We start from the raw sequence: 12,531 nt of genomic DNA, 5'->3' as shown, positions 1-12,531 counted from the left end.
CGGCTACGCCGCTGCGCGTGCGGCCGCGCACTGTGGCTTATGCCGCGACGGCCATTTCCTCGTGCCCATTGCGTTGTCGATGCGCGGCAGGTGCGGTGTCGCCGCGGCGCCGCGTTGACGGCCACAGGTGCAGTTGCACCTGCTCGCGAATCGCTCCGCACACGGTCACGATCTTTTCGAGCTGCTCCTGCGTCAACGCGGCATTGATGGAAAGCCTCACGAGCGAGCGGTTCTTTGCCGTGGCGGGCGCGCAAAAGACCGAACCGAAAACGCCGTGTGCTTCCAGCGCGTCGCGCAACACCATCGTGCGCGGCTCCGGACCTGCTTCGAGCGCGATGATCTGGCTCTCGCTGCCGTTCAGGTTGTAGCCGAGCGCCGTCAGTTCATCGCGCAGGTACCGGGCGTTCGACGCGAGCTGACTGCGCCGCCAGTCATCGCGTGCGATCACCTCGAGCGTGGCCAGAAGCCCCCTGATTTCGTGCGGCAGCAGCGTCGAGCTGAAAATAGCCGGATTCGACTCGCACTTGAAATACTCCTGAAACTCATGCGAGCAGGTAACGAAACCGGCGCGCCCCGCAAACGCCTTGGCGAGACTTGCCGTGCGGAAATGCACGCGGTCGGTGAGCCCCAGTTCCACCACCATCCCGGCACCGCGCGGGCCATGCGTGCCGAGGGAATGCGACTCGTCTACGACCAGCACGCATCCATGCACGCTGCAGACGTCGGCGATGTCGCGCAACGGACTGACGCTACCGTTCGTGCTGTACACCGAGTCCACCACCACGATGCCCGGCCCATACCGCAGGATCTGCCGTTCCAGATGTCCGGGGTCGTTATGCATGAAGCTGACGGGGTTCGCCCCTGCGCTGCGAATGCCTTCCCACAGCGACATGTGCGCCATCATGTCGGCATAGACCGTCGTTTCCGGCGATGCAATGGATTGGAGCAATCCCGTATTGGCAGCGTAACCCGACTGGCAAAGCACCCCGGACTCCGCACCCATGAACGCCGCAAGCCGGTTTTCGAACTCCAGCAGCGGAGACTCCCCGTGCACGAAAACCGCCGACATCAAGAGGCCATTGCCCTCTTCCCGAATGCTTTCGTACATGGCCGAAAGAATCTCGGGATGCCGGGCGATGGAGAGATAGTCGTTACTTGAAAGATGCAGCGCGTCCGGGCCTGGCACCTTTCCTCGCATGATGTGTCCGCCCGCCCAGGTTTGCTGCACCCGTTCCCTGTAGTACCGCTCGACACGCGTGGCGACGAACGCCGGCAAGGTCGCGCCGAAAGCCGGGTGAAACGTTCGCCGGGTAATCACGTTTTCCATTCTTGAGCTCCTTTATGTGTTGGCCACGGCCCTCATACGGGCCGCGCTTAACATAGTGAGCCTGCCGGAATGGCAAAAACGTTTTCGTCACGGTCTATAGAAACTTTTAATTGAATCTCCCTACCATCAATACTTCGTCCCTTTAAATTTATGCTAACTGAATTAGCCAATTGCTCATTCCCATGCTATTCGCATTAAATACGGGACCATGAAAAGCAATCGCGAAAAACGGTCTGTGGATCGAATGACGAATAAAGCGCGAGTCACGTAACAGGAGTAATGCCTGCCGCCACAGCCTCCCCGCCTAATCCGAAACCGCCGGCGAAACCGCCATCGCGAGGCCGCAGAACCAGTCTGCGTCGCCGTCGTGTTGTTCGCGCCGCCAGCCCGTCGTGCGGTCCAGAATCGTGCTGCACCCGGCGTGGACGACGAGGCCGGGGTCGGCTGCGGTGCATTGAAGCGGTTCGACAGGCTCCACGGCCGCGCTCGCCGAAAGCCGAGTCACCAAACCGGACCCGGCCCCGGACACCGGCGCAGAACGAGCGCGCGCGGCCGCACCGGCGGACGCCGCCTCGGCCAAAGCAGGCACCTGCGCCGCCTTCAGGCTTTCCGCTTTGCGCCGCAGTTCCTCGATGCGCCCGTGGTACCAGGTGACGAGACAGTCGCGATCCGTGCAGTTGTGCTCGCGCCAGAGCCACTTGCTGTCGCTGTCGGCGAGAAAGGCGCGGCGGTCGGCGGTATGGCGGCGTATGGCCCAGTAGAGCTTGCCGAGTTCGTCGTCGAGTTGGGAGAGGTCGTCGTTGCTGCAGATCATGCGCTCGGTGACGGAGCGGCCTTTGCTGCAGTCGAAGCTCGTCGCATGGGCGCTCGCGTGGAACAGCAGGAGCGCGCCGAAACAGGCATACCGGAGAATCTTCATCGCAAGTCGGAGGTCGTGCAGTTGACTTGCGACCAATGATCCGTTCAGCGGGCCGTGCAAGGCCCGCCGAACAGCGACAGTCTTTGCGAGGAGCTTACGAGGTGTTTCGAGTCCTTGTTTCGAATCCCCGTTTGCCGCCCTTCCCGCAGGCGGGCGCCCCCGCGCGATCAGCCTTTAGGCGGCGGATCCCCTGCGAGGTCGATGGCGCGATCCGAGCCCACCGCCATGCGTAGCTGGAATTTCTGGATCTTGCCGGTCGAGGTCTTCGGCAACTCGCCGAAACGCACCACCTTCGGCAGTTTGTAGCCGGCGAGGAACAGGCGGCAGTGCGCGATGATCTCCTCGACGGTCACGCTCGCGCCCTCCCTCAACTCGACGAAGGCGCACGGCACTTCGCCCCACTTGGGGTCCGGCATCGCGACCACGGCCGCCACGGCGACGGCGGGATGACGGTACAGCGCGTCTTCCACCTCGATGCTCGAAATATTCTCGCCGCCCGAAATGATGATGTCCTTGCGGCGGTCCTTGATGCGCACGTAGCCGTCGGGCATCAGCACGCCGAGGTCGCCCGTGTGGAACCAGCCGCCACGGAAGGCTTCCTCGGTGGCCTGCTCATTCTTCAAGTAGCCCTTCATGCAAATGTTGCCGCGGAACATGATTTCGCCGAGCGTTTCGCCGTCGGCAGGCACGGCCTCGAGCGTATCGGGATCGAGCACGGTCACGCCGGCCTGGAGGTGATAGCGCACGCCCTGGCGCGCGTTGAGGCGCGCGCGTTCGTCGTCGTCGAGCGCATCCCAGTGGGCCTGTTTCGCGCAGACGGCAGCCGGGCCGTACACCTCGGTCAGGCCATAGACGTGCGTGAGGTCGAAGCCGATTTCCTTCATTTTCGCGATCACGGCCGGCGCGGGCGCGGCCCCCGCCACCATGGCGTGGACTTTCTGCGTGATGCCTTCCCGCCATTCGGCCGGCGCGTTCGCGATGGCGCTCTGCACGATCGGCGCGCCGCAGTAGTGCGTGATGCCTTCGCGGCGAATCAGGTCGAGCACGTAGCGTGCTTCGAAGCGGCGCAGGCAGACGTTCACGCCCGCCCGCGCCGCCACGGTCCACGGGAAGCACCAGCCGTTGCAGTGGAACATGGGCAGCGTCCAAAGGTAGACGCAGTGCTTGGGCAGGTCCCATTCGAGGATGTTGGAGAGCGCGTTCATGTACGCGCCGCGATGGTGGTAGACCACGCCCTTCGGGTCGCCGGTGGTGCCCGACGTGTAGTTGAGCGCAATGGCGTCCCACTCGTCGGCGGGCGGCGTCCAGACGAAGCCGGGGTCGCCCTGCGCGAGGAACGCCTCGTAGTCCGTCGCGTTCGGGAACTTGCCGGGCTCGGCGGGCTGCACGTCGGCCACGCTGACGATGCGCACGTGCGGCAGTTCGAGTGCTACGCGATGCGCGAAGTCGCCGAACTCGGTATCGACGATCAGCACCTTCGCTTCGCCATGCCGCAGCATGAAGAGCATGGACGCGATGTCGAGCCGCGTATTCAGTGCATTGAGCACGGCGCCCGCCATCGGCACGCCGAAGTGCGCCTCCACCATCTCGGGAATATTCGGCAGCAGCACCGCGACGGTATCGCCGTGGCCCACGCCCACGCGGGTAAGCGCACTGGCAAGGCGCCGCGTGCGCTCGTAGGTCTCGCGCCAGTTGCGGCGCGTCTCGCCATACACGATGGCCGGGCGGTCGCCGTAGACCTCGGCGGCGCGCGCAATGAAATCGATCGGCGTGAGCGCGACGTAATTCGCCTCGCGCCGGCCGAGCCCCTCCTCAAAAATGTGCGTCATTGCAGCGTCTCCATGTGTCCCTTATGTCCGATATGTCATCAGGTTCCCGTCAGCTTCGGGCGTTATGTTTCTTATCGCGGTAGAGGCTACCGCACCGCCCATTTTGGAGTCTGTCATCGAAGCGACAGATTCGCCCATCGGGCGCCGCCCCGCCGGCCGCGCCCGCACAGATTGACGGACCGCCCTCCATGAGTGCCGTTTTGAACCACCCGGATCATGATCTGCCGCAAGAACGGCTTTCGTCTGACGCATCCGACCGTGTTGCGGCCGCCACTGAGCCGCTCGCGTCACTGGAGCAGCGCGCGGCGCTCTTTGCGCGCAGCGCCTGGTTTCGCGCACTCGCGCCGGAGCATCAGGCGCTCGTGGTGGAAACGGGCGAGGCGCGGTATCACGAGGCGGGCGAATGGGTGGCGCGCCGGCTGGAGCCCTCGGCTTACTGGATCGGCGTACATACCGGGCTGCTGAAGCTCGCGATCTGCAACCCGGACGGGCGCAGCTGCACGCTTTCGGGCGTGCCGTCGGGCGGCTGGTTCGGGGAAGGCAGCGTGATCAAGCGGGAACTGCGCAAGTACGACGTGGTGACGATCCAGCGCTCGCTCGTGATGTTCGTGCCTTCCGCCACGTTTCACACGCTGCTCAATACCAGCCTGCCGTTCAACGGATTCGTGATCCGCCAGCTGAACAATCGCATGGGCGAGTTCATCGCGTCGATCCAGAACAGCCGGCTGCTCGACGTGGACGCTCGCGTGGCCCAGGCCTTGGCGCAGCTGTTTAATCCGGACCTCTATCCGGACACCGGCCCCACGCTTGCGATTTCGCAGGAAGAGCTGGGGCTACTGGTTGGCGTATCGCGCCAGCGCATCAATCAGGCGCTGCAGACGCTGGAACGCATGGGCGCCGTGCAGCTGGCCTACAACCAGATCACCGTGCTCGACCTCGGCAGGCTGGCCGCGTTCGGGCGGGAGCAGATCTAGGCGGGCAATCCGCTCCGCTGCCATTGCAGGCAGGTCTCAGGCAACCGCGCCTGAACGCCTACACGGCAGCCGCAGCCACGCCCGTGAGTTGCCCGCGCTCGCTGCGCCCAGGTCGAACAGGCGCCACAGCAGTGCGTGCCGGCCGCTCGCCCTCGGCAAGCCGGAACACGGCCACCGCTTCGCGCAGCACGTCGGCCTGCGATTCGAGCGACTTCGCGGCCGCCGCCGCTTCCTCCACGAGCGCCGCGTTGTGCTGCGTCACCTCGTCGATCTGCGCGATGGCCTTGTTGATCTGCTCGATGCCGTCGCTCTGCTCCAGCGCCGCCGCTTCGATCTCGCCCATGATGCTCGTCACGCGCGTGACGGATTCCATCGCGTCCTGCATGGTGCGGCGCGCGTCGCCCACGAGCGTTGCGCCCTGCTCGACCTTCGCCGTGGATTCGCCGATCAGTTCCTTGATCTCCTTGGCAGCCGTGCCCGAGCGCTGCGCGAGGCTGCGCACTTCGGCGGCGACCACCGCGAAGCCGCGGCCCTGCTCGCCCGCGCGAGCCGCTTCGACGGCCGCATTGAGCGCGAGGATGTTGGTCTGGAACGCGATGCCCTCGATCATGCCGATGATCTCGGCCATCTTGCGCGACGAGTCCGTGATGCCTTCCATCGTTTCCGTCACGCGCGTGACGACGTCGCCGCTGCGCACCACCGTGTCGAGCGCGGTTTGCGCAAGACGGCTCGCCTGACGCGCGTTGTCGGTGTTCTGCTTCACCGTCGCCGAGAGTTCTTCCATGCTCGCGGCCGTTTCCTGCAGCGCGGCCGCCTGTTGCTCGGTGCGCTGCGACAGGTCCGCGTTGCCCGCTGAAATTTCGTTCGCGCCGTGCGTGATCGCGCTCGTGGTGCCGCGCACTTTCGAGACGGTGTCCACGAGTCCGTCGCGCATCTGCGCGAGCGCCGCGAGCAACTGCCCCATCTCGTTACGCGATTTCGAATGCACGCTCACCGTCAGGTCGCCGGCTGCGATGCTGCGGAAGTGGTCGATGGTGCGATTCACCGGCTTGATGACCGCCGACGACAGCCCGACGCGCGCCAGGAGCCCGATCGCCACGCCCACGGCGCCGATCGCGCCGAACAGGAGTGTCAGCAGGCGAAAACGCGTAGCGGCAGCCTGCGCCTCGCGCTGGCCCTTGTCGGCCTGCACGCGGTCGAGCGCGTCGATGGCCTTCGCGTAGGCGGCGTAGTAGCCGTCGGCCGTCTCGCCCTGGATCTTGCGGAAGGTGGTGAAGTCGTAGTCGTTGAGCGCCTTGAATTCAGGCTCGATCGCATCGTTCACGAGCGCCGCGCGCGCCTTGGCCACCGTCTGCGCGAGGCGCTGTTCCTCGTCGCTCGAAAACGGACCCGCAGCGTAGCTCTGGAATTCGCGCGTCGAGTCTTCGAGCACCTTGTGCGCGGCGGGCAACAGCGTGTCGGTCTGCTTGCCGACGCTGAAGAGCGTCTCGTAGCTGCCGAGCGCAAGACGCACGCGCAGCAGCTTCTCCGAACTCGTGCGCAGGCTCGATAGCGCGGCGGCACTGCGTTGCGCGTCTTCGATGCCGTTGTTCGCGAGCTTGAGCGCGCCGAAGCCGACGCCGATCACGGTCAGCAGGAACGCGACGAAGACACCGATGACCAGCGTCAGGCCACCGCGAATGGTGATGTTGTTCAACATGAAGTCCCCCGGAGCGTTGTTTCTTCCTGTGGGCGGTCTGCGGTTTCCGAAGGTACGCAAACCTTCCCGTCCGGGATAACGACGCGGCGAACAGCGCCGCGCATAGGGACTATCCATGATGCGGCGAGGCCGCAGCAGCGCACGGCCTCACTATGTGGGATCAGCGAACGTCGTGAGCGTGTTTTTATGTGAGCCGTGCGGATCGCCGCGGGTCAGTTGCTCGAATGAATGCAGCACGCGGCGTGCACTCAACGCAACGGTCCAGTAGCGCTCCTTCAATACGCCCACCACGAGATTGCGTGGCAGCACGATGGCGCCGCGCCCCCACTTCGGCTGCCAGGTCAGCGCAATACCCCGGCGCATGAAGAGCGTGAGCGTGGGCACACCGAGCGCCAAAGCGAGATGCCCGAGCCCCGAATCGTTGCCGATGAACCAGCCCGACTCGGCAATCCACGCGGCCACGTCGGCGAGACGATCGAACGAACGCAGACTGCGCGATGCCTCATGGTCGTGCTGCCACGCATCGCGTTCGGCCGGCGCGACGAGGAAGGTCGGTTCATAGCCGCGCTGCACGAGCTTTTTCGCGAGCGCCACGAACTTGCGCTGCGGCCAGATCTTCTCGATGTGACTGCCAGTGGGGTGGATCGCCACACGCCGCTCGTTCACACGAAACCGCACGTGATGAGGCATCGCGATGCCGTTTTCGCGCGTAATGCGTGCGAGCCCGAAACCGTCGCGCGCAGCCGCGAGGAACATGTCGATCATGTGTCGACGTGTGCGGAAGGCGTCGAGACGCACCAGCTCGCAATGCCGGCCCTCTGGGCTCACGAGCGACGTGCCGAACGGTGTCGCGCGCAGCTCGATCACGAGGTCGAATGTGTCGCGGCACGTGCGCTCGTGCCGCACATCGACCTCGGGGAACCACTCGGCAAGATCGCTCACCACCCAGCTGAACACCACGGGCCGATGACCGTTTCGTACTAGGTTGTTGACCAGCACCATCGTCAACAGCGTGTCGCCGATGGCAGGCGACATCACGACGGCAATCGAGGACGCACGCGCAAGTGCCGCTTTCATGTGCCGACCTCCTGCCGTGCGCCTTCCGGCGCACCGCAGCCGTTCATGGCCACGACGCGCGTGCGGAGCATGCAAAAGGCGGAGAAAAGACGCGCGACGGAAATGGATTCGCGCCACCACCGCTCCTTCAGTGCCGCCGTGGGCAGCCACCACGGCGGATAGACGATCGCTCCCGGCGCGAAGCCGGGCCGCCAGCGTTGCGCGACGCGCTTGCGCCGGAACACGGAAAGCGTGGGCACCCCAAGCGATGACGCGAGATGCCCTACGCCCGAGTCGTTGCCGATGAACCAGCCGCACTCGTAGAGCCAGTCGGCAAGCGCCGTGGTGGTGTCGAACGAGCGCAGGACCGGCATCGCGACGCCCGTCAGGGGCCAGCGCGCACGTTCGCGCTCGTGCACGACGAGCACGGGCTCCAACCCCGCTCTTTCCAGACGCCGCGCCAGTGCGACGAACCGCGCGGGCGGCCAGCGCTTGTCGGCGCTGCTCGCCTCCGGATGAATCGCCACGCGCCTGGCATGGCGGCGAAACACCAGTCCGGGCGGCGCCTGCATGCCGTTGGTCGCAACGGCGCGCGGCAGCCCGAACCGCGTGGCCGCGAAGCCCGCAAAGCGTTGCGCCATGCAGTCGGCGTTGTCCGCGTACTCGGCCTCATGCAGATGAACGAAGCCCTTGTGCCAGGCGCCGGCATCGGCGAGCGGCCGGTCGCGATGCATTTGCACGACAACCTGAAACGGTTCGAGCGCCCGCACGGCTGCGCCGGCTGCGAGCGCGCGCGAAGTGGGAAGATGAGGGAACCAGTGCGCCAGCGCGTGCGCATGATCGCCATAGATCTGCACGCGCCAGCACGGAACGTGCGAGGTTATGTGCGACGACGAGCAGATTCAGCGTGTCGCCCAGTGCCGGCGACATCACGAACGCGGCAGCGGGCCGCCCCTGCGCAGGCGCGGCAACGTCGAAAGTACGGCAGGCAGGGAGCGAACTCTCCGGGCGAGCGGGTCCGGAAGTCATGGCGTGGGTCCAGTCAAATTGCACTGGACCGGTATGCTGCCGAAGAACGTCAAATCGTGGGTTACGCTGTCTTGCTGGAGATTTCCGTTCCCCACACGGGCGCAAGACGGGCGGGCGGCAAGGGCGCTACCGCGGCGTTACAACCACCCCGCCTTGCGAAATCGCAGCCACAACACGATGTCGATGGCCGCCATGACGGCAAGACAGACCGGATAACCGTACTTGTAGTGCAGCTCCGGAATGCTCTGAAAGTTCATGCCGTAGATGCCCGCGATCATCGTGGGCACCGCGAAGAGCGCTGCCACGGAGCCGAGCCGCTTGGTCACCTCGTTCTCGGCAAGCGAGATCATGCCAAGGTTCACCTGGATCGCCGTCACCGTCATTTCGCGGCGGCCGTCGATGGCGCGCACGACGCGTTCGAGGTGATCGTAGACGTCGCGGAAATACGCCTGCATGCCGGTGCAGAGCTGCGGAATGCGACCGCCCGTGAGCTTGCTCACCGCTTCGAGCAGCGGCGTGATGTGATGCTGAAGCACCACGAGCCGGCGCTTCATCGAGTAAAGGTCTTCGATGATGCCGCGCGACGCCGAAAGATCATGACGTTCGAAGATGCGGTCTTCGATTTCCTCGAGCTGAAGGCCCATGGCTTCGAGCACCGGGAAATAGCCATCGACGATATGGTCGATCAGCGCGTACAGCACGAAGCCCGAACCGAGCTTGAGCAACTCGGGCTCACGCTCGCAGCGCTCGCGCACCGCCTGAAAACCGTGACGCGTGCGGCTGCGCACGGAAAGCACGTAGTTCGGCCCGACGAACACATCGACTTCGCCGATCACGAGTTCGCCGTCGTCGTCCATCTCCACCGTGTGCAGCACGGCGAACAGCGACTCGCCGTACTCCTCGATCTTCGCCGACTGATGCTGGTTCCGCACGTCTTCCACAGCGAGTTCGTGCAGGCTGAACTCCTCCTTCATCTTGTCGAGCTCTGCGGGCTCCGCGTCTTTGAGCGCCACCCAGACGAAGCAGTCGGGCTTCTTGACGTACTCGCTGACGTCTTCGATATCGATCGTGCCGAGCCTTCGGCCTTCCTGATAGGCCACGCAATTGACGAGCATGCTGTTACCTTCCGAAAAACGTTCGTGCGCGCCACGCCGCCGCGGGCCGCGCGTCTTCACAGGGGCGGGAATAGCGCATGATACCGAGCGTCTGCGGAAACGTGCGCTGCGCCGCAACGGCCGGCGCGCCACAAACATGCGCCACAATACGGGCGGCTTCGCATGCCGCGCAGTCATCGTCCTGCACCGAAGACCTACCCCGATGGCGTTTCGCCCTTCTTTCGCCGATGCAACGGCAACCGCGCAAAGCACGGCCCGCGATGGCGCACGCCACGCGCCATCGCGCCGGCATCTGCTGCGCGCGTGCGCCCTGCTGTGCCTGAACGGCATGCTGCCGCGCGCGGCATGGGCCGCTTCGCCCGCCGACGCAACGTGGCCCGACTGGAAAGCCTTCGTCGACTCGCAGATACAAACCGACGGACGCGTAATCGACTTCACGACGCCTGAGCAGCAAAGCACGTCCGAAGGACAGTCGTATGCGCTCTTCTTCGCGCTCGTGGCCAACGACCGCGCGACCTTCGACACCGTGCTCGGCTGGACCGCGAACAATCTCTGCGAAGGCAAGCTCGATGCGCGCCTGCCCGCGTGGCAATGGGGCCGCAAGGCCGACGGCAGCTACGGCGTGCTGGACGCCAATTCCGCATCCGACGCCGATGCGTGGATCGCCTACGCGCTGCTCGAAGCGGGGCGCCTCTGGCGCGAACGGCGCTACGCGGAGAGCGGCCGGGCGTTGCTCCCGCAGATCGCGCAGCGCGAGGTGGCCGACCTGCCGGGCCTCGGCCCCATGCTGCTGCCGGGCGAACACGGCTTCACCCCAGCCGAAGGCACGTGGCGACTGAACCCCAGCTATCTGCCGTTGCCGCTCTTGCGGCGCTTTGCGATCGAAGACCCCGCCGGTCCGTGGGAACGCATCGCCGACAACACCGTGCGCATGATCGCAGCCGCCTCGCCACACGGCTTCGTGCCCGACTGGCTCGCATGGCGTGCGGGACAAGGCTTCATCGTGGACCCCGCGAAAGGCGACGTGGGCAGCTACGACGCGATCCGCGTGTATCTGTGGGCCGGCATGACGTCGCCGCGCGACCCGCTGGCGGCACCGCTGCTCGACGCGTTGGCCGGCATGCGCAGCGCCGTGTCGAACGGGAACGCCGGTCCGCCGGAGCGCGTCGCGACCGCGGAGGGCACGCTCGTGGGCAGCGGCCCCGTGGGTTTCTCCGCCGCCCTGCTGCCCTACCTCCGCGCAAGCGGCGACCTCACAGCGCTCGACGCCCAGCGCGCACGCATAGCGTCGATGCTCGACGCGGCGCGCGCAGCGAAGACGGCCGTGCCGTACTACGACCGCGTGCTGCTGCTGTTCGGAGAAGGTTGGGCCGACGGGCGCTACCGGTTCGACGAGAACGGGCAGCTGGTGCTGTCGGCCGGGTTTGTATAATCCCGCCTTTGCCCTCCCCGGTTGGCTTTCATGCTTAGTTTCGCGCTCGGCTTCATCGTCTCGTTTCTGATCACGCTGCTGATCGTGCGGTACGCGCATCTGCATGAGAAATTTTCCACCGACAGCGACCTGGCGGGCGTCCAGAAATTCCACGCGCGACCGGTGCCGCGCATCGGTGGCACTGGCATCCTCATCGGACTCGTGGCCTCCGCCGCGCAGTTGTATGTGAGTTACCCCGCCGTGTCCGGCGGGATTCTGGGGCTGGCCGCCTGCGGGTTGCCCGCCTTCGCGTCGGGCCTCGTGGAGGACCTGACCAAACGCGTGTCGCCGTTCGCGCGGCTCGTCTGCACCATGGCCGCGGCGGCGCTCGCGTATTTCGCGCTTGGCATCGCCGTGACGCGCATCAGCGTGCCGCCGCTCGACTTTCTGCTCACCTACGCGCTGATTTCAGGCGCGGTGACCGTGCTAGCCGTGGCGGCGCTCGCGAACGCGATCAACATCATCGATGGCTTCAACGGGCTTGCGTCGATGGTGGCGTTCATGATGTTCGCGTCGCTCGCGTACGTGGCGTTTCAGGTGCACGACCCGGTCGTGCTGTCTGCGTCGCTGATCATGATGGGCGCGGTGATGGGCTTCTTCATCTGGAACTTCCCGGCCGGGCTGATCTTTCTGGGCGACGGCGGCGCCTATTTCATCGGCTTCATGCTGGGCGAACTCGCGATCATGCTGGTGATGCGCAACCGCGACGTGTCGGCGTGGTACCCAGTGCTGCTGTTCATGTACCCCATCTTCGAGACCTGCTTCTCGATCTACCGGAAGAAATTCGTTCGCGGTATGTCGCCTGGGATTCCCGACGGCGTGCATCTGCACATGCTCGTCTACAAGCGTCTGATGCGCTGGGCCGTGGGCGCGCGTACGGCACGCGAGCTGACGCGGCGCAACTCGCTGACTTCACCTTACCTCTGGCTGCTCTGCCTGATTGCCGTGATTCCGGCGACGCTGTTCTGGCGGCATACGGTTCACCTGTTTGCGTTTGTGGTGGTGTTTGCCGCTACGTATGTGTGGCTTTATGTGAGTATTGTGAGGTTTAAGGTGCCGCGGTGGTTGGTGGTGAGGCGAAGGAATCACGCCGAGCGGTGAACCCGCCGTCG

The 12,531-nt window shown here is 65.3% G+C and carries 10 protein-coding genes; 3 read left to right on the top strand and 7 right to left on the bottom strand.

The genetic code is table 11. The annotated features are described in order from the left end of the window. Positions 1-37: 37 nt before the first annotated feature. The 3 genes from cqsA to U0042_RS22930 all read right to left on the bottom strand — a co-directional run bounded on the left by cqsA (position 38) and on the right by U0042_RS22930 (position 4,075). Positions 38-1,327 carry an alpha-hydroxyketone-type quorum-sensing autoinducer synthase gene (cqsA, locus tag U0042_RS22940; RefSeq protein WP_114808989.1) on the bottom strand — a complete coding sequence of 430 codons (1,290 nt, stop codon included), beginning with the start codon at positions 1,325-1,327 and terminating at the stop codon, positions 38-40. 304 nt (positions 1,328-1,631) lie between these two features. Continuing rightward, on the bottom strand, positions 1,632-2,246 hold the full coding sequence (locus U0042_RS22935) for a lysozyme inhibitor LprI family protein (protein WP_114808990.1): 615 nt from the start codon (positions 2,244-2,246) through the stop codon (positions 1,632-1,634). 167 nt (positions 2,247-2,413) lie between these two features. Further along, positions 2,414-4,075, bottom strand: a complete 1,662-nt coding sequence (locus tag U0042_RS22930; RefSeq protein WP_114808991.1) for an acyl-CoA synthetase — start codon at positions 4,073-4,075, stop codon at positions 2,414-2,416. Positions 4,076-4,263: 188 nt separating this feature from the next. Here U0042_RS22930 and U0042_RS22925 point away from each other — a divergent pair, with 188 nt between their 5' ends. Further along, positions 4,264-5,049, top strand: coding sequence for a Crp/Fnr family transcriptional regulator (locus U0042_RS22925; RefSeq protein ID WP_232833205.1), 786 nt, complete (start codon positions 4,264-4,266; stop codon positions 5,047-5,049). 58 nt (positions 5,050-5,107) lie between these two features. On the opposite strand, the gene U0042_RS22920 is transcribed toward U0042_RS22925, so the two are convergent. The 4 genes from U0042_RS22920 to corA all read right to left on the bottom strand — a co-directional run bounded on the left by U0042_RS22920 (position 5,108) and on the right by corA (position 9,948). Further along, the gene (locus U0042_RS22920) at positions 5,108-6,748 is read right to left on the bottom strand and encodes a methyl-accepting chemotaxis protein (protein WP_114808993.1); all 1,641 of its coding nucleotides are present in this window, start codon (positions 6,746-6,748) and stop codon (positions 5,108-5,110) included. 150 nt (positions 6,749-6,898) lie between these two features. Then, the gene (locus U0042_RS22915) at positions 6,899-7,825 is read right to left on the bottom strand and encodes a glycosyltransferase family 9 protein (protein WP_114808994.1); all 927 of its coding nucleotides are present in this window, start codon (positions 7,823-7,825) and stop codon (positions 6,899-6,901) included. Continuing rightward, on the bottom strand, positions 7,822-8,661 hold the full coding sequence (locus tag U0042_RS22910) for a glycosyltransferase family 9 protein (protein WP_232833206.1): 840 nt from the start codon (positions 8,659-8,661) through the stop codon (positions 7,822-7,824). The genes U0042_RS22915 and U0042_RS22910 overlap by 4 nt, the downstream gene beginning before the upstream one ends. A gap of 309 nt (positions 8,662-8,970) precedes the next feature. Further along, complete coding sequence (gene corA / locus U0042_RS22905; RefSeq protein ID WP_114809477.1) at positions 8,971-9,948, bottom strand: magnesium/cobalt transporter CorA; 978 nt, start codon at positions 9,946-9,948, stop codon at positions 8,971-8,973. A gap of 328 nt (positions 9,949-10,276) precedes the next feature. Between corA and bcsZ the strand changes: the two genes are divergently transcribed. Continuing rightward, the gene (gene bcsZ, locus U0042_RS22900) at positions 10,277-11,380 is read left to right on the top strand and encodes a cellulose synthase complex periplasmic endoglucanase BcsZ (RefSeq protein ID WP_114809478.1); all 1,104 of its coding nucleotides are present in this window, start codon (positions 10,277-10,279) and stop codon (positions 11,378-11,380) included. 30 nt (positions 11,381-11,410) lie between these two features. After that, positions 11,411-12,520 (top strand): MraY family glycosyltransferase, encoded by a 1,110-nt coding sequence (locus U0042_RS22895; protein WP_114808995.1) that lies wholly within the window; start codon positions 11,411-11,413, stop codon positions 12,518-12,520. Positions 12,521-12,531: the final 11 nt, after the last annotated feature.

Origin of the sequence: Paraburkholderia kururiensis, from assembly GCF_034424375.1 — a bacterium.
GTDB classification, from domain to species: Bacteria; Pseudomonadota; Gammaproteobacteria; order Burkholderiales; family Burkholderiaceae; genus Paraburkholderia; species Paraburkholderia kururiensis_A.
Note: the sequence above shows the minus strand (reverse complement) of the source record. Positions and strands in the feature narration are given on the sequence as shown.